The organism is Kaistia defluvii, assembly GCF_026343955.1.
GTDB lineage: Bacteria > Pseudomonadota > Alphaproteobacteria > Rhizobiales > Kaistiaceae > Kaistia > Kaistia defluvii.
The window spans coordinates 617205-635346 of sequence record NZ_JAPKNI010000001.1 but is presented as its reverse complement, the minus strand read 5'-3'; the positions used below and the strand labels follow the sequence as shown (position 1 = coordinate 635346).

Genomic DNA, 18142 nt, shown 5'->3' with positions numbered 1-18142 from the left:
GCGTGGAAAATGAAGCTCGACCGCCGTTCCGCCGACGAAACGACGGCCTGTCCGACGAAATGACGGAAGCGCCGTCAGCCCTTGTCGAAATTGGTCGTCATGATGATCGAGCTGCGGCAGCGCTCGACGCCGGGAAGGTTGATGATCTCGTCGAGCACGGCGTCGAGATCGTCCATCTGCGGCGCCTCGACCATGAGAGCGAGGTCGAAGTCGCCGCTGACGGTGTGGCAGGTAAGCACTTCCGGCAGCCGCCGCAGCCGCTCCATCACGGCCGGCTGCATGCGCTGCACCAGGCTCAGCATGACGATCGCCCGGCTCGCCGGCGTGCCGAGATTGCGCGACAGGATGGTCGAATAGCCGAGGATGACGCCGCTCTTCTCGAGCTTGGCGATCCGCTCGTGCACGGTGGTCCGGCCGAGCTTCAGCTTGCGCGCCAGCTCTGTGACGGATTCGCGCGCATTCTCCTGCAACAGGGCGATCAGCTTACGATCGGTGCCGTCGAGTGTGGGCTGCTTGTCCCGGACACGGCCGCTGGAAGCTGCGTCTTTGCCGGAGCCGGGACTGTCCATCGGTTCAGTAGCCTCCCTGATAGGTCCGGCGCCGGCCCGCTCCCTGTACGAAATCGATCATCGTCAGGAAGTCGAACACATGCCGGCCCGTCGCCCGCTGTACCGCCGCAGCGTAAAGGGGAAGGTTGGAGCATTCCAGCAGGATCGCGCCGATTTCGGGATGTTCCTCGACCAGCTTCACGGCGCGCTCGACGACTTCCTTTTCCACCGCGTCGCTGTCGAGCTCGCCCTTCTCGTCGAGAATGGCATAGCGGAAGGCCGGCGCGTCCTGCAGCCCCGCGACATGCAACGTCCGGGTCGGGTGCGGGTAGGCGTAAGAGAGCAGCTCCGGCGTCAGCCGGTCCTTGTTGGCGCAAATGACGCCGATCGAGGCGCTGGGCGCCAAGGTTGCCGCGATGAAGGGCAGCTGCAGCAGGCTCGACAGCATCACCGGGATGTCGAGCGCGGCGGCGACTTCCTCCTGGAAATACAGCATGTAGCCGCAATCGCTGGTGATCGCCTTGACGCCCATGCCTTGCAGCTTCTTCGCCGCGGCGACCACCGACGGCGCCATCGAGCGGTCGCCCTCATTGATCAGGCTGTCGATGGTGACGTCGTAGATGGTCTCGTACAGCACCGGATAATTGTAGCTCCAGGCGTTGCCGACATCGCCCGGCGGGAAGGGATTGGAGCAGGCGATCAGCAGGATGCCGATCTCATGGCCATAGCTCTGCGCATCCGGACGAACCCGATAGATTCCCACGTTCCTCGTCTCCTGAATTGGTCCTGCGTTCGGCCCTTAGCGCCCGGCCAGGATATCGTCGGCGATCTTCTCGGCGATCATCATCGTCGTCAGGTTGATGTTGGCGGCCGGGATCGACGGCATGATCGATGCGTCGGCGACGCGCAAGCCCTCGACGCCATAGACCGAGCCATGCGGATCGACCACGGCGTTCGGATCATCGGCGCGGCCCATGCGGTTGGTGCCGCAGGGATGCCAGTCGCCCTGCACGCCGGCGCGGATCCATTCTTCCATCAGCGTTTCGTCGGCCATGGTCTTGTCGAGCGGGAAGCGCTTGTCTATGGCCGCGCCCAGCACGAGCTGCCGCGCCGCGCCCCCGAGATCGAGCAGGCCGGCCGCGACATTGGTGATGATCTTGTTCATCGCCGTCGGCGCGGTCAGGTTGCGCAGCGAGGCCGCGTAGATGCCCGGCCAGAAGGCGCTGACATAGTCGGAGACGGGACCCTGCGTCAGGAACCCGGCGACCTGGCGCGCCGTGGTCATGAAGCGCTCGAGATCGCGATGGTCGGAAAGATAGTTGAAGGCAACGAAGGGCTCGGAATGGGGCGAGGCATCGTTCAGTCGCACGATGCCCTTTGAATAGGCCTTGTTGGGACCGAAATTGACGGTGGCGAGGCGTTCGCCCAGCCGCGTCGCGGCAAAGCGGCCGGAGACGGTCAGCTTCATGTCGACGCGCGGCGTCTGCGGATGGCCCGAGCTCCAGCGCATATGCATCAGGAAGCCGTTCTTGGCGGCGCGCGAAAGCTGGCCCTCCGGCTTCAGATGGACGCCGAAGCCGATCAGCGGGTGGTCGAGGAGGTTCTCGCCGACGCCGCGCCGGTCGCTGAGGACGGCGATGTTGTGCTCGGCGAGATGCTCGGCGCGGCCGATGCCGGCGCGCATCAGCAGGGCCGGGCTGTGTAGCGCGCCGGCCGACAGGATGACCTCGCTGGCCTCGATGCGCTCGTCCTTGCCGTCGCGGCGGATGGTGACGCCGGTGATGCGGCGCCCTTCCGAGGTCAGCCCCTGCACCACGGTTCCGGAAAGGATCTTCAGGTTGGGACGACGGCGGGTCGACTCGTCGAGATAGCCCGCCGCCGACGAGACCCGGTGGTTGTAGGCATTGTTGCGGCCGAACGGGAAGCAGGCGTCGCCGACCTGCTGGTGGCTGTCGTCGAGATAGGGAATGCCGGCCCTGCCGACCACGTCGCGGAAGGCGAGGGCAAACGGGCTCCAGTATTCCGGGAAGGTGCGGCGGATCGGGATGCGCCCTTCGGTGCCGCTCAGCGGCGTCGAGAAATCGAGGTCGCGCTCGATCTTCTTGAGATAGGGCAGGCAGTCGTCCCAGGACCATCCTGCCGCGCCCATCGCCTGCCACTCGTCATAATCAGTGGCGAGGCCGCGGATCAGCACCTGGGCGTTTACCGAGGAACCGCCGCCCATGACGCGCGCCTGCTCGTAGCGGCGCTCGGGCATGGCGGCCTTGATCTCGGCCGGCGATTTGTTGCCGATCGGGCCGGTATAGGCCTTCAGCTCGGTCCAGTAGCGATAGGGCTGGAAATAATCCGGCAGGAAGCCCTCGCCATAGATCGTGGCGGGGACCGCTTCGGGCGGGGTATCGGGACCCGCCTCGATCAGCAGCACGCGGCGCTTCGGGTCGGCCGAAAGCCGATTGGCCAGCACGCAGCCGGCGGAGCCGCCGCCAACGATGATATGGTCGAAGAACATGGCGAGCCCGCAAATCCGCTGATTAAAACAACTGTTTAATTTCTAGATCCGCGATCGGGCATCGTCAATCGGACTGCGCGGTCTCACTTCTGCGCTAGCCGCCGACATCGCGGATCGGGAAGGGACGCTGTTCCGCGATCGCCTCCATGGCGAAATAGGAGGTGACCGTGTCCAGCTCCACCTTCTCGATCAGGCGCTGATAGGAGCGGTCGTAGCTCGCGAGGTCGTGCGTGACGATCTTCAGCATGTAGTCGTAGTCGCCGCCGATCCGGTAGAAGTCGATCACTTCCGGCATGGACTGCACATGCTGGCGGAAGGTTTCCAGCCATGCCTTGGAATGATGGCGGGTGCGGATCATGACGAAGACGACCACGTCGAGATCGACGGCGGCGCGGTTGAGCCGGACCGAATAGCCCTGGATCACGCCGCTCTGCTGGATTGCCTGGAGCCGCCGCCAGCAGGCGTTCTGCGACAGGTTCACCGTCTCGGCCAGCTCGCGCTGCGACAGCGATGAATCATTCTGCAGGGCGCGCAGAATTCGCAAATCCATATGATCGAATTTTGACTTCATATTTCGATCGTATGATCGAATGTGGAGCTATTTGTCAATGAAATCGGTGTGTTTTACGCGTTTGGAAGTTGAAATGATGGTTTGAATGACCCGTTTCGGCCTCCGCCTGCGATGGGCCTCTTTCCTCAGAAAGCGCATGGCCATGGATACCTCACGCGACACGATCGAGACCGTCAACGCCACGCCGTTGCAGCGTTTTCGCGCCAGTCTCGCAAGCCCGGATATCGTGCGCGAACTGCGCGAAGGGCTGATCGGCGAGGGGAAGCTGATCGAAGGCCCCTTCGGGCTGAAGCCCTTGCTCTATGCCGATTACGTCGCCTCGGGCCGGGCGCTGCGCCAGGTCGAGAGCTTCGTCATGGAAGAAGTCCTGCCCTATTACGCCAACAGCCATACCGAGGCGTCCTATTGCGGTGGCGCGATGACGCGGATGCGCCGCGAGGGGCGCGCCACCATCGGCCGGCTGGTCGGCGCCGACGCGGATTGCGCCGTCATCTTCACCGGTTCGGGCGCGACCGCCGGAATCAACCGGCTGGTGTCGCTGCTCGGTGTCGCCGACGCGGCGCAGCGCGGCGAGAATCCGCTGGTGATCGTCGGCCCCTATGAGCACCACTCCAACATCCTGCCCTGGCGCGAGAGCGGCGCTGAGGTGATCGAGATCGCCGAAGCGGCCGAAGGCGGCCCGGATCTCGGCGAACTCGAAGCGACGCTGGCGCGAACCGGCGACCGGAGCCTGCGCATCGGCGCTTTCTCGGCCGCCTCCAACGTCACCGGCATCACCACGGATACGGATGCGGTGACGGCGCTGCTGAAGCGACACGGCGCGCTCGCGGTCTGGGACTATGCCGGCGGCGGCCCCTACATGCCGATGAACATGGCGCGGGGCGAAGGCCTGGCGAAGGACGCGATCGTGCTGTCGCCGCACAAGTTTGTCGGTGGCCCGGGCGCTTCCGGCATTCTCGTGGTGCGGAAATCCGCCGTGACGCAGACGCGGCCGAGCTGGCCCGGTGGCGGCACCGTGTCGTTCGTTTCGCCCTGGGGCCACGACTATGTGAAGGATCTCGCCGCGCGGGAAGAGGCGGGCACGCCGAACGTCGTTGGCGACATCCGCGCCGTGCTGGCCTTTCTCGTCAAGGATGCGGTCGGGCAGGCCTTCATCGATCGCCGCCATGCCGAGCTGAACGACCGGGCGCTGGCCGTGTGGTCGCAGAATCCTCGGCTGAAGCTGCTCGGCGTCGACAGGGGCGAGCGGCTGCCGATCTTCTCCATGCGCGTGCTGAACGGCGAAGGCGGCTTCGTCCACCACCAGCTCTTCACCCGCATGCTGAGCGATTGCTTCGGCATCCAGGCGCGAGGTGGCTGTGCCTGCGCCGGCCCCTATGCGCATCGCCTGCTCGGCATTGACGAGGACGCCTCCAACGCGATCCGCGCCAGCATCGGCGCCGGCCAGGAAATCGAGAAGCCCGGCTGGGTGCGGCTGAACCTCAGCTTCCTGATGGACGATGCCAAGGCCGATTTCCTGATCCGCTCGCTCGACCAGCTGGCGCGCGACCCGTCCGCTGCCTCCGCCTATCAGGTCGATGTCGCGACGGCGAAGTTCCGCCCTGCCGACAAGGCGGCCTGACTTGGCCGGCCGGCCGCAGGTGACGGGGTTCTTCGATCCCCGGACGTTCTCCATCCAGTATATCGTGGCCGACCCGGCGACGCGGCGCTGTGCCATCATCGATACCGTGCTCGACTTCGACGAGAAGTCGGGCTCGGTGGCGAGCCGGAACGCCGACCGCCTGCTCGCCTTCATCGCCTCGCAAGGCCTGACGCTGGAATGGATCCTCGATACTCATCCGCATGCCGATCGTCTTTCGGCCGCCGACTATCTGCGCCGCAGGACCGGCGCGCCGACGGCGATCGGCGAGAAGGTGGCGGGCGTCCAGACGATCTGGAACGCCATCTACAATCGGACCGACCTGCCAGCCGACGGGTCGGCCTGGGATCGGCTGTTTGCCGATGGCGATCGCTTCCGCATCGGCGATCTCGAGGCGCGGGTGATGTTGTCGCCCGGCCATACGCTGGCTTCGATCACCTATGTCGTCGGCGACGCCGCCTTCGTGCACGACACGCTGTTCATGCCGGACAGCGGCACGGCGCGGGCCGATTTCCCGGGCGGATCGGCCGGCGATCTCTGGCGCTCGATCCAGGCCATTCTGGCCTTGCCGGACGAGACGCGGCTGTTCACCGGGCATGACTACCAGCCTGGTGGGCGCGAGCCCGCATGGGAAAGCACGGTCGCCGAACAGCGCGCCCGCAACACGCATGTTTCCGTCTGCGCGAGCGAGGCCGAGTTCGTGGCGCTGCGAAATCGGCGCGATGCGACCTTGCCAATGCCGAAGCTGATCCTGCATGCCTTGCAGGTGAATACGAATGGCGGCCGGCTGCCCGAGCCGGAAGCCAATGGCCGACGCTATCTGAAGATCCCAATCGGCGCGCTGGGCGAGCCGGACTGGGGCTGATCGTTTCCATCTCTGACGCCTTCCTCCAACACGGGCCTGAAGCGTGATCGCGAGACTGCTGCAACGAAGCCTCCCCATTCTCGACTGGGGCCGCCGCTACGATCGATCGACGCTGACCAATGACCTGATCGCCGCGGTGATCGTCACGGTGATGCTGGTGCCGCAGTCGCTCGCCTATGCGATGCTGGCCGGCCTGCCGCCCCAGGTCGGGCTCTATGCGTCGATGCTGCCGCTGGTCGCCTACATGCTGTTCGGCACCAGCCGGACGCTGGCGGTCGGGCCGGTCGCGGTGATCTCGCTGATGACGGCGGCGGCGATCAGCCAGGTCGCGGCGCCGGGATCGCCGGAATACCTCGCCATGGCGGTGGCGCTCGCCTTTCTCTCCGGCGTCATCCTGGTGCTGATGGGCGTGTTCCGCCTCGGCTTCCTGGCCGGATTGCTCAGCCGGCCGGTGATTTCCGGCTTCATCACCGCGTCCGGCGTGCTGATCGCCGTCAGCCAGCTCAAGCATGTACTGGGCGTCCGAGCCGGCGGCAGCACCTTGCCCGAGATGCTGGCAGGCCTCTTCCGGGCGCTCCCGCTCGTCAATCCCTATACCGTCCTGATCGGTGTCGGGGTCGTCGCCTTCCTGATCTTCGTGCGCTCGCGGTTGAAGGGGGTGCTGCTTCGGCTTGGCCTGCGTCGCGCGGGGGCCGAACTGATCGTGCGGCTCGGGCCGATCGCGGCGATCGTCGTGACGACGGTGGCGGCGGTCGCCTTCGACCTGCAGGCCAAGGGCGTGCAGCTGGTCGGCACCATCCCGCAGGGCCTGCCGGTGTTTGCGCTGCCGGATCTTTCGATCGAGACGGTGACGCGCCTGGCGGGGCCCGCCTTGCTGCTCAGCGTCGTTGGCTTCGTCGAGTCGATCTCGATCGCCCAGACGCTCGCCTCGAAGCGGCGGCAGCGGATCTCGCCCAACCAGGAACTGATCGGGCTCGGCGTCGCCAATCTCGCTTCCGGCTTTTCGTCGGGCTATCCGGTCACGGGCGGCTTTGCCCGCTCCGTGGTCAATTTCGACGCCGGCGCCGAGACGCCTGCGGCCGGGCTCTATACCGCCATCGGCATCGGTCTCGTCACGCTGTTCCTGACGCCCTATCTCGCGCATCTGCCGCAGGCGACGCTGGCGGCGACGATCATCGTCGCCGTTCTATCGCTGGTCGATATCGCGGCGATCCGGCGCGTCTATGCCTATTCGCGGCCGGATTTCGTCGCGATCTCAGCGACGATCCTGGTGACGTGGATCTGGGGCGTGGAGATCGGCGTCGTCACCGGCGTGGCCGTGTCGCTGATCCTGCATCTCCAGCGCACCAGCCGGCCCCATATGGCTGTCGTCGGCCAGATGCCGGGGACGGAGCATTTCCGCAATGTCGAGCGCCATGCCGTTCTCACCGACGAGGCCGTGCTCGGCCTGCGCGTCGACGAAAGCCTTTATTTCGGCAATTGCGGCTTCCTCGAAGACAGCGTGTTGCGGCTGGTGGCCGAGCGGCCGAAGGTGCGGCACCTGATCCTGATGTGTCCCGCCGTCAACACGATCGATTCCAGCGCGCTCGACAGCCTGTTCGAGATCAACAGCCGCCTGCAGGATGCCGGAATCCAGTTTCACCTGTCGGAAGTGAAGGGGCCGGTGATGGACCGGCTGCGCCGTTCCGACTTTCTCGCCAAACTGTCCGGCAAGGTGTTCCTGAGCCAGATGGAGGCGGTCCGTGCGCTGACCCTCCCGGCTGCTGCCGGGGTCGAGGCCGGGACGGGGTCCGTCGAGCGCGCGTGAGAGAGAAATCCATTCTCCGGGCCGGTGCTTCGGCCGAACGCGCGTTTTGATGTCTGGCATCGCCGTTGGGGCAGGGCGCGTTTTCACTTGAGCGCGCATTCAAATAAATGTTTTAAATGATTGATTAGGATCTAGCCAAGGCGCGCCCCATGTACGCTGCACCGACCCTGCTGATCAACGGGATTGCCCGTTCGACCTTTGAAACGGCTTCCAACGTCATCGTCAACCCGGCAACCGGGCAGGAACTGGCGCCGTTGCCGATCGCTTCGGCTGAGGATGTCTCGGCCGCGATCGATGCGGCGGAGGCGGCGTTTCCGGCCTGGAGCCGGAAGGCGCCGGTCGAGCGCGCCCGCGTGCTGCGCCGTGCTGCCGATCTGATCCGGCGGCGCGTCGACGACATCGCCACCGGACTGACGCTGGAGAACGGCAAGCCGCTGGCGGAGGCGAGGGGCGAGATCCTGGCCACCGCCGAGGTGTTCGACTGGTTCGCCGATGAAGCACGCCGCGCCTATGGCCGGATCATCCCGGGCCCGGAGGATGGCCGCATGGTCGTGCTCAAGGAGCCGGTCGGCGTCGTGGCGGCGATGTCGCCCTGGAATTTCCCGGCCATGACGTCCGGCAAGAAGGTTGCCGCGGCTCTGGCCGCCGGTTGCACCGTCGTGCTCAAGCCGGCCGAGGAAACGCCGTCCGCGCCGCTCGCCATTGCCCAGTGCCTGCACGACGCCGGCCTGCCGGCGGGTGCGCTCAATGTCGTCCTGGGACGTCCGGCCGATATCTCCATCCAGATCATGGCATCGCCCAAGGTCGCCAAGGTGTCGTTCACCGGCTCGACCGTGGTCGGCCGCGAACTGGCGCGGCTTGCCGCGCCGGGCCTGAAGCGCCTGACCATGGAACTGGGCGGGCATGCGCCGGTCCTGGTCATGGAGGATGTCGATCCGGCCTGGGCCGCCGCCCGTTCGGCAACCGCGAAGTTCCGCAATGCCGGCCAGGTCTGTACCTCGGCGACGCGCTTCTTCGTGCACCAGTCGATCTATGACGATTTCGTCGGCGAGTTCGCCCGTCTCGCGAAGACCGTGCAGGTCGGCGACGGCCTCGATCCGGCGACCGTGATGGGGCCGCTCACCAATGCGCGCCGCGTCGACGCGGTCGAGCGGCTGACGGCCGAGGCGGTCTCCTGCGGCGCCCGGCTGGTGGCCGGCGGCAAGCGCATCGACCGGCCGGGCAATTTCTTCGAGCCGACCGTGCTCGCCGACGTGCCGGCCCATGCCAGGGTGATGAGCGAGGAGCCGTTCGGCCCCTTGGCGACGATCACCCCCTTCGCCGACCTCGACGAAGCGATCGCGGCCGCCAACGCCGTGCCGTTCGGGCTTGCCGGCTATGCGCTCACCCATTCGACCGCCTATTCGCGCCGCATCGCCCGCGACCTGAAGGTCGGCGTCGTCGGCATCAACACCTTCGTCGCCAGCAGCGCGGAGACGCCGTTCGGCGGCGTCAAGGACAGCGGCTATGGCGTCGAGGGCGGCATTGAGGGGCTCGATTCCTATCTCGTGACCAAGTTCGTGAACGAAGGCTGAGGCCATGCCGGAGCTGAACTGCGATTTCGTCGTCGTCGGCGGCGGTTCGGCCGGCTGCGTCATGGCGAGCCGCCTGTCGGAGGACGGCAAGTATCGCGTGATCCTGCTGGAAGCGGGTCGCGATACGCCGCCCGACCGGGTCGAGCCCGCCATTCTCGACAGCTATCCGCGCGTCGCCTATTTCAACGCCAAGAATGTCTGGCCGGACCTGCGCGTCCACCTGCAGCCGGTGCCGCACAACAATCCCGGCAAGGCGGTGCCTCGGCGCTACGAGCAGGCACGGCTGATGGGCGGCGGCTCCAGCCTCAACGACATGCAGGCCAACCGCGGCACGCCGGACGACTATGACGACTGGGCGCGGGTCGGCGCGACCGGCTGGGACTGGGAAGGCGTGCTGCCCTTCTTCAAGAAGGCCGAGCGCGATCTCGACTATGCCGGCGATCTGCACGGCCAGACCGGCCCGCTGCCGATCCGGCGTATCTTTCCCGACGCCTGGCCGAAATTCTCGCATGCGGCGGTCGAGGCCTGGGGCGCCGCCGGATTCCGGCAGTTGCAGGACCAGAACGGCGAATTCGGAGACGGGTTCTTCCCGGTCGCGATCTCCAACATCTACGATCGGCGCGTATCGACGGCGATCGCCTATCTCGACAACAAGGTCCGCCAGCGCCCGAACCTGACGATCCTCCCGAACGCCATGGTGAAGAAACTCATCGAGCGGGACGGCCGGATCACCGGCGTCGAGGCGCAGACGGAGCAGGGCCCGCAGACGATCGTCGCCGGGGAAACCATCATCTGCGCCGGCGCGCTGCACTCGCCGGCCATGCTGATGCGCGCCGGCATCGGGCCGGGCGACACGCTGCGCCGTCTCGGCATCCCGGTCGTCGCGGCCCGGCGCGGCGTCGGCCAGAACCTGCAGGAACATCCGACGATCTCGATCTCGTCGCACGTCAAGCCGGACGCCCGCCTCGGCAAGAAGCTGCGCCGCCATATCCATACGGCGTTGCGCTATTCCTCCGGCGTCGAGGGCGGCGATCCGCAGGACATGTACATGGTGGCGATGACCACCTCGGGCTGGCATCCGGTCGGCCAGCAGGTCGGCTCGCTGATGACCTGGGTCAACCGCGCCCATTCACGCGGCTTCGTCACGCTCGACAGCGCCTCGGCAGAGGTCGAGCCGCATGTCGAGTTCGCGCTGCTCTCCGACAATCGCGACGTGCAGCGGTTGAAAGCCGGCATGCGGCTGATCGCCAGGCTCTACGACACGCCGGCGATGCAATCGGTCGCCAACGATCCGTTCCCGACCAGCTATACCGAGCGGATCCGCGATCTCGGCGTCATCAGCCCCAAGAACTACGTCATGACCAAGATCCTGGCGACGATGCTGGACGGGCCGGACTGGATGCGGCGGCTGCTGTTGAAGCACGTCGTCACCTCGGACGCGCCCGTCGCGGCCATGATGGCGGATGACGAACTGCTGGAGGCCTTTGTTCGCGAGAAGGCACATGGGGTCTGGCATGCCTCGGGCACCTGCAGGATGGGCAGCGTCACCGACGAGGACGCGGTGGTCGGCCCGTCCGGCAAGGTCATCGGCGTCGAGGGATTGCGCGTCGTCGACGCGTCGGTGATGCCGTTCACGCCGCGCGCCAACACAAATCTCCCGACCATCATGATCGCCGAGCGCATGAGCGCGTTGATCCTAGCGGAGCGAAAAGAAGGCCACCGCGCCGGCTGGTAAGGGGCGGGACCGCAAAACATGGTGAAAAGGCCTGCCGAAAGGCGCGGTTAGCGTTCTGCGCGTGTTCGGGCGTCATGGCCAATCGGACGTGGTGGCGGTTAACCTGTAATGTGCGGCGCAGGTTGTCGGCCTGCACCGAGTCGGCGGGATGCGCGCAGGTCGGATCGGATTGGGGAGAACGGGTGCCTTGGTCGTATCGGAAAGCACAGCAATGGCAGGCAAGGAAGCCGACACGCGGGAGCGGCTCATCAAGGCTGCGCTGCGGGTATTTGCCGATCGCGGCATTGCCTCCGCGACGCTGCGCGAGATCACCGTCGAGGCCGGCGCCAATGTCGCCGCGGTGAACTATTACTTCCGCTCGAAGGAAGAACTGACCCGCACCGTACTGGAAGCCTGCCTGCGTCCGATCAACGAGAGCCGCCTGCAATCGCTGGAGAAGCTGGTGGCCTTGAATGGCGACGCGGCGATTCCGCTCGAAAACCTGATCGAGGCGCTGGTCCGGCCGATGGTCGAGCAGAGCCTGGACGAATATGGCGGCCGCTCGCCCGTGCGGCTTCTGCTGCAGGTGCGCGCCCTGCCGCAGCCCTTGACCAACACCATCCTCGCCAACCAGTTCGACAGCATCCACCGGCTGTTCGTCGAGGCACTGGGCAGGACGCTGCCGGATCTCCCGCGCGAGGAAATCGGCCTGCGCTATGATTTCGCCCGTGGCGCCATCATGCAGATCCTCGGCGATCTCGACCCGGCCGCGCGCGACCTGCCGGACCTGCCGATCCGTCAGGCGCGGCTCGACAACGAGACGCTGATCCGGCAACTCGTCCACTTCATCGCCGCCGGCTTTCGCGCCCCCGTCAGTTCCGCCTTCGCGCAGAGCTGAGCCGCCGCGCGACAGGCCTCGCCTCCGGATTGGGCAGGCCGCGCCGCTCGCGCTTGCACCGGGCCTCGACTGACACCATCCCAGTCGCAAATCCTTCAAGCCGAACCGCGCTGCGCCGATCGGCCCGAAGTCGAGCGCTGCCGCGCGATTGCGCCCCGATTTCCGATGCGGAAGGCCAGGCGCATCCCGAGCCGGCAGGGTCGGGCAGGGCGCGATCCGGCCTGCCCGCTAAAAGCGCTTGACCAGCAACAAAACATTCGTTTGAAATGTAGGTATGAAACATATTTTTTGCTTCTAGGACTGACTTGGGCGGCGTTTGCCTCGGGGAGGGTGAGCGCAGTTGCTATTTTGCCGAAGAAGAGGCCTCCCGGCGTTCCGCCGGGTGCCGACCGGCAAAAGCGGCGCCGCGAAGCGCGGTGGTCGTGAATGGCGGGACGGCAGTCGTCGCGCTTCGGTTTCGTCATGCAGTCATCAAGGGGAGTTCATCCATGCGTCCAGCTAAGTTGCTACTCGGTCTCGGCGCGGCGCTTTGCGCGCTGACGTCCTTCGCGCAGGCCGAAGAGCCGGTGCGCGGGGGAAACGTCACGTTCCTCATGTCCCCCGCGCCGCAGATCCTGACGTCGGCGATCACGACGGCGGGCGCGGAACAGGTGGTGTCGTCGAAGATTTCCGACAGCCTGTTCACCTATGACTACGACCTCAATCCGAAGCCGCTTCTGGCCGAGGGCTTTTCGGTCAGCGATGACGGCCTGCGCGTGACGATCAACCTGCGCAAGGGCGTGAAGTGGCATGATGGCAAGGAGTTTACCTCCGAGGACGTCGCCTTCACCACCATGGACGTCTGGAAGGTTCTGCACGGCCGCGGCCGCACCATCTTCGGCAACGTCACCGCCGTCGAGACGCCCGACCCCTATACGGCGATCTTCGTTCTTTCCAAGCCGTCGCCCGGCATGCTGAAGAGCCTCGCCGCGCAGCAGGCGCAGATCTTGCCCGCCCATCTCTACAAGGGCACCGATATTCCCACCAACCCGGCCAATCTCAAGCCGATCGGTACCGGCCCGTTCAAGTTCGTGTCGTTCGCGCCGGGCGACAACCTGGTGCTTGAGCGCAACCCCGACTACTGGGACAAGGGCAAGCCCTATCTCGACAAGCTGATCTTCCGCTTCATCCCCGATCCGGCCACCCGCGCCTCGGCCATCGAATCCGGCGAAGCGCAGATCGCGCCGCAGAATCTGGTGCCGATGGCCGATCTCGAGCGCCTCGCCGCCACCGGCGAATTCGACATCACGACCAAGGGCTACGAGTTCCAGAACGAGATGGAGATGATCGAGTTCAACCTCGATGACCCCGTCATGAAGGACAAGCGCGTCCGCCAGGCGATCGCCCACGCGATCGACCGCGACTGGATCGTCGAGAACATCTTCTTCGGCTATGGCAAGCCGGCCGAGACGCCGCTGCACCAGCAGCTCACCGAGATGTTCGACTCGAGCGGCGTGCCGCAATATGCCTTCGATCCGGAAAAGGCCAAGGCGCTGCTCGACGAGGCCGGCTACAAGCCCGACGCCAATGGCATCCGCCTGAAGCTGACCGTCGATCCGCTGCCCTATGGCGAGCATCAGGCGAGCATCGCCGCCTATATGCGCGAGGCCTTCCGCGCGGTCGGCATCGACCTGACGGTGCGGGCACAGGATTTCGCCGGTTTCGTCAAGCGCGTCTATACCGATCGCGACTTCCAGTTCACCGTCAATCTGCTGACGGGCGGCTCGGATCCGACGATCGGCACGCAGCGCACCTTCTGGTCGCAGAGCTTCAAGCCCGGCGTCGGCTTCTCCAACGGCTCGCACTACGTGAACCCGGAGATGGACAAGCTGCTTGAGACGGCGGCTTCCGAAATGGATCCCGCCAAGCGCAAGGCCGAGTATCACGACTTTCAGAAGCTCGCCATGGAAGACCTGCCGGTCTTCCCGCTGGTCGCGGTCGAGAGCGTGACCATTGCCAGCAAGCGGCTGAAGAACCATACGGTCGACGCGAACGGCACCTACAGCAACTTCGCCAACGTCTATCTGACGCCGGCCGAGTAAGCTTCCGGCGGAGCCGGCGGCGCGTCCTGCCGCCGGCTCCCGTTCCCGATCCGCCCGCCATCCGGAGACATGACCGCCTTGAACCGGCATCTGTTGCATTATCTTGGATGGCGTCTCCTCCAGTCCCTGGTGGTCATCACTATCGTCGTGATCGGCAGCTTCATGCTGCTGCACCTCGTCCCCGGCGACATGGTCGATGTTCTCGGCGGCCAGCGCGGCGACATGGATGCCGAGCTGATGGCGACGCTGCGCGCCCGCTACGGTCTCGACCAGCCGATGCTGGTCCAGCTTTTCCACTATGTCACTGGGGTGCTTCAGGGCGACCTCGGCTATTCCTTCCGCAACTCGAACACGGTGCTGTCACTGGTGTTGCAGCGCCTGCCGGCGACCATCCTCCTGGTGGTCTGCTCGGTCGCCGTCGCCGTCTTCATCGGCACGCTGGCCGGCGTCTTCGCCGCGCGCCACGTGCACCGGCCGATCGATGTCATCATCTCGATGGTGGTGCTGATCTTCTACGCCACGCCCGTCTTCATGACCGGCCTCGGCCTCGTCATCATCTTCAGCGTCAAGCTCAAGCTGCTGCCGGTTGGCGGGTTGATCACGCCGGGCGTCGACATGACGACGCTGCAGCTGATCGGCGATGTCGCACGGCACATGATCCTGCCGGTTCTGTCGCTGTCGCTGTTCTACATCGCGATCTATGCGCGACTGGCGCGGGCCTCGATGCTGCAGGTTCTGAACCAGGACTACATCCGCACCGCCTATGCCAAGGGGCTCGGCACCAGCCATGTCATCATCGGCCATGCGCTGCGCAATGCGCTGTTGCCGGTCGTGACCATGGTCGGCCTGCAGATCGCCGAGCTGTTCGGCGGCGCGGTGCTGACCGAGACGATCTTCAGCCTGCCCGGCGTCGGCCGCCTTGCCTATGACTCGGTGTTCGAGCGCGACTATCCGCTGATCCTGGGCGTGCTGCTCGTCTGCTCTTTCGTCATCATCCTCGTCAATCTGATCATCGACCTCATCTACACGCTGCTTGACCCGCGCGTCGAAGTCAGTCGCTGAAACGCAAGGGGATCATCATGCTTCGCCGCGTCCTGCTTTCCCCCGCCGGTTTCGTCGGCCTTCTTCTGCTGCTGATGATCGTCGGCATGGCGCTTTCGGCCGGCTATTTCTTCCCCAAGGGGCCGTGGGCGCTGGTGGCGCGCCCCTATCAGTGGCCGGGCCAGCGACCGGGCCTGCCTTTCGGCACGGATTCGCTCGGGCGGGATATCCTGGCGGCGATCTTCTACGGGGCGCGCGTGTCGCTGATCGTCGGCCTGGTCGCCACCGTCTGCGCGCTCGCCGTCGGCATCACGGTCGGTTCGCTCGCCGGCTATTTCGGCCGTGGCGTCGATGCCGTGCTGATGCGGATCACCGACGCGTTCCAGACCATTCCGGGTTTTTTGTTCGCCATCGTGCTGGTGTCGATCCTGTCGCCCTCGGTCACAAACATCGTCATCGCCATCGCCGTCGTCTCCTGGCCGCCAGTGGCCCGGCTGACGCGCGCCGAGGTGCTGCGGGTGCGCGAAACGGAATATGTCCAGTCCTGCAAGATCATCGGTATGTCGACGCCGCGCATCATCCTGACCCAGGTGCTGCCCAACAGCCTGTCGCCGGTCATCGTCGTCGCGGCCGTGCTGGTCGCCACCGCCATCATCACCGAGGCGGGACTTTCCTTCCTGGGGCTCGGCGATCCCAACGTCATGAGCTGGGGCACGCTGATCAATGTCGGCCGGCCCTCGATCCGCAGCACCTGGTTCATCTGCGTGCTGCCCGGCCTGTTCGTCGTCATGACCGTGCTGGCGCTGAACCTGCTCGGCGATGCGATCAACGATGCGCTCAACCCCCATTTCAGGAAGCGATAGATGATGCCGAACGCTTCCGTGCCGAGGGAAAGCCTGCTCGATGTCGAGGGGCTCTCGATCCTGATCAAGGACAAGCGCGGCGACGTGCGCGCGGTCGAGGATGTCAGCTTCTCCGTCGCCGCCGGCGAGACGCTGGCGCTGGTCGGCGAATCCGGCGCCGGCAAGTCGCTGACGGCGCTGGCGCTGATGCGGCTCCTGCCGAAGACACTGGCCGTCGAGGCGAAGCGCATCACGCTGGCCGGCAAGGACCTGACATCGCCATCCGAGCTCGACATCCGCAAGGTGCGCGGCTCGATCATGGCAATGATCTTCCAGGACCCGCTATCGGCGCTCAATCCGGTGCTGACCGTCGAGCGCCAGCTGGTCGAGGCGATCCGCCTGCACGAGACGATCTCGCGGTCGGACGCCCGCGCACGGGCACTGGAACTGCTCGACATGGTGCGCATTCCGGCCGCCGCAGCGCGGCTCGGCGAATATCCGCACCGGCTTTCCGGCGGCATGCGCCAGCGCGTCATGATCGCCATGGCGCTGGCCGGCCGGCCCAGGCTGATCCTCGCGGACGAGCCGACAACCGCGCTCGACGTCACCATTTCCGGCCAGATCCTCGAACTGCTGAAGGAATTGCAGCGCGATCTCGGGCTCGGCATGCTGTTCATCACGCATGATCTGCATGTCGTCCGATCCGTCGCGCACCGGGTCGCGGTGATGTATTCCGGCCGCGTCGTCGAGAGCGGCACGGTGGCGGACGTGTTCGAGCGGCCGCGCCATCCCTATACCGAAGGCCTGATCCAGGCCCGCCCGCATGGCAGCTTCGTCACCGACGGTCACCGGCTGCGGGAGATCGCCGGCACGGTGCCGGTGCCTTCCGCCCGGCCGCCCGGCTGCGCCTTCGAGCCGCGCTGCGGCCGCGCCGAGGCCGATTGCCGGCAGATCGTGCCGCCGCTGGTGCTGGAGCCGGGCACGGCCCGGTCGCTGGCCTGCTTCCACCCGCTGCAGCAGGAGCAGTACGCATGAGCCCGCGCCTGCAGATCGACGCGATGGTAGTCGAGCACCGGACGAAGCGCGGCGTCGTCCATGCCGTCGCCGGCGTCAGCCTGGAACTCGAGGCCGGCGAGACGCTCGGCCTGGTCGGTGAATCCGGTTGCGGCAAGTCGAGCCTCGCCCGCGCCATTGTCGGTCTCAACACGCCGAAATCCGGGGCCATCCGGATCGATGGCCGCGCCACCGATCCGGGCCGTCGCGGCGCGCAGGCGCGCGCCATCCAGATGGTGTTCCAGGATCCCTACGGTTCGCTCAACCCGCGCATGAGCGTGCGCGAACTGGTCGAGGAGCCGCTCTCGGTGCATCGGCTCGGCAATCGCGCCGAGCGTGCGGCCCGCGCCAAGGCGCTGCTGGAGCGCGTCGGCATCTCGGCCGCCATGCAGGACCGCCTGCCGCACCAGCTCTCCGGCGGCCAGCGCCAGCGCGTCGGCATTGCCCGCGCCATGGCGCTGGAGCCGAAGATCGTCATCTGCGACGAGCCCGTCTCGGCGCTCGACGTCTCGGTCCAGGCGCAGGTCTTGAACCTGCTGCTCGACCTGCAGAAAGAACAGGAACTGACCTTCCTGTTCATCTCGCATGACCTCGAGGTCGTGCGCTATGTCTCGCACCGGATCGCCGTCATGTATCTCGGCGTCATCGTCGAGATCGGCCCGGCCGAGGGTGTCTGGTCGCTGCCGCTGCATCCCTATACGCGCGCGCTGATGCAGACGGCGGGCGATGCCGAGCGGGTCGCGGCGACGGGGCCGATGGTGACGCTTGCAAGCGAATTGCCCAATCCACTGCATCCGCCGAGCGGATGCCGGTTCCGGACAAGATGCCCCCTTGCAATCGAGGTCTGCGCCCGCGATGTTCCGGCGCTCGAGGACTTTGGCGACGGCCATCACGTCGCCTGTCATCGCGCCAGGGAGTGGGCGGGGACCGCAATGCCGGCCCATGCCTGACAGCGGGTCTTGCGTCCGGTGGGACGACCGAGCCTGACGAGCGAATTGCG

At 66.1% G+C, this 18142-nt stretch carries 15 protein-coding genes; 11 read left to right on the top strand and 4 right to left on the bottom strand.

Annotated features, from left to right (window positions below; translation table 11 throughout):
- Positions 1-74: 74 nt before the first annotated feature.
- From OSH10_RS02915 to OSH10_RS02900, 4 genes are all read right to left on the bottom strand, one after another.
- Positions 75-569 (bottom strand): Lrp/AsnC family transcriptional regulator, encoded by a 495-nt coding sequence (locus tag OSH10_RS02915; protein ID WP_266330023.1) that lies wholly within the window; start codon positions 567-569, stop codon positions 75-77.
- 4 nt (positions 570-573) lie between these two features.
- Positions 574-1311 (bottom strand): aspartate/glutamate racemase family protein, encoded by a 738-nt coding sequence (locus OSH10_RS02910; RefSeq protein ID WP_266330021.1) that lies wholly within the window; start codon positions 1309-1311, stop codon positions 574-576.
- Positions 1312-1347: 36 nt separating this feature from the next.
- The gene (locus OSH10_RS02905) at positions 1348-3057 is read right to left on the bottom strand and encodes a GMC family oxidoreductase (RefSeq protein ID WP_266330020.1); all 1710 of its coding nucleotides are present in this window, start codon (positions 3055-3057) and stop codon (positions 1348-1350) included.
- Positions 3058-3151: 94 nt separating this feature from the next.
- Entirely contained in the window at positions 3152-3628 is a 477-nt protein-coding gene (locus OSH10_RS02900) for an Lrp/AsnC family transcriptional regulator (RefSeq protein WP_266330019.1), read from the bottom strand.
- Positions 3629-3770: 142 nt separating this feature from the next.
- Here OSH10_RS02900 and OSH10_RS02895 point away from each other — a divergent pair, with 142 nt between their 5' ends.
- The 11 genes from OSH10_RS02895 (at position 3771) to OSH10_RS02845 (ending at position 18092) form a co-directional block, all read left to right on the top strand.
- Positions 3771-5249, top strand: coding sequence for an aminotransferase class V-fold PLP-dependent enzyme (locus OSH10_RS02895; protein WP_266330377.1), 1479 nt, complete (start codon positions 3771-3773; stop codon positions 5247-5249).
- Entirely contained in the window at positions 5206-6132 is a 927-nt protein-coding gene (locus tag OSH10_RS02890; protein ID WP_266330018.1) for an MBL fold metallo-hydrolase, read from the top strand. Before OSH10_RS02895 ends, OSH10_RS02890 begins: the two co-directional genes overlap by 44 nt.
- Positions 6133-6175: 43 nt before the next feature.
- Positions 6176-7939 carry a SulP family inorganic anion transporter gene (locus OSH10_RS02885; protein WP_266330017.1) on the top strand — a complete coding sequence of 588 codons (1764 nt, stop codon included), beginning with the start codon at positions 6176-6178 and terminating at the stop codon, positions 7937-7939.
- Between the two features lie 149 nt (positions 7940-8088).
- Positions 8089-9513 carry an NAD-dependent succinate-semialdehyde dehydrogenase gene (locus tag OSH10_RS02880; protein ID WP_266330016.1) on the top strand — a complete coding sequence of 475 codons (1425 nt, stop codon included), beginning with the start codon at positions 8089-8091 and terminating at the stop codon, positions 9511-9513.
- Positions 9514-9517: 4 nt separating this feature from the next.
- Complete coding sequence (locus tag OSH10_RS02875) at positions 9518-11248, top strand: GMC family oxidoreductase (RefSeq protein WP_266330015.1); 1731 nt, start codon at positions 9518-9520, stop codon at positions 11246-11248.
- 211 nt (positions 11249-11459) lie between these two features.
- On the top strand, positions 11460-12125 hold the full coding sequence (locus tag OSH10_RS02870) for a TetR/AcrR family transcriptional regulator (protein WP_266330014.1): 666 nt from the start codon (positions 11460-11462) through the stop codon (positions 12123-12125).
- Between the two features lie 488 nt (positions 12126-12613).
- Positions 12614-14206 carry an ABC transporter substrate-binding protein gene (locus tag OSH10_RS02865; RefSeq protein WP_266330013.1) on the top strand — a complete coding sequence of 531 codons (1593 nt, stop codon included), beginning with the start codon at positions 12614-12616 and terminating at the stop codon, positions 14204-14206.
- Between the two features lie 69 nt (positions 14207-14275).
- Positions 14276-15268, top strand: coding sequence for an ABC transporter permease (locus OSH10_RS02860; RefSeq protein ID WP_266330012.1), 993 nt, complete (start codon positions 14276-14278; stop codon positions 15266-15268).
- Positions 15269-15285: 17 nt separating this feature from the next.
- Complete coding sequence (locus OSH10_RS02855) at positions 15286-16110, top strand: ABC transporter permease (protein ID WP_266330011.1); 825 nt, start codon at positions 15286-15288, stop codon at positions 16108-16110.
- The gene (locus tag OSH10_RS02850) at positions 16111-17124 is read left to right on the top strand and encodes an ABC transporter ATP-binding protein (protein ID WP_266330010.1); all 1014 of its coding nucleotides are present in this window, start codon (positions 16111-16113) and stop codon (positions 17122-17124) included.
- The gene (locus OSH10_RS02845) at positions 17121-18092 is read left to right on the top strand and encodes an ABC transporter ATP-binding protein (protein WP_266330009.1); all 972 of its coding nucleotides are present in this window, start codon (positions 17121-17123) and stop codon (positions 18090-18092) included. Before OSH10_RS02850 ends, OSH10_RS02845 begins: the two co-directional genes overlap by 4 nt.
- Positions 18093-18142: the final 50 nt, after the last annotated feature.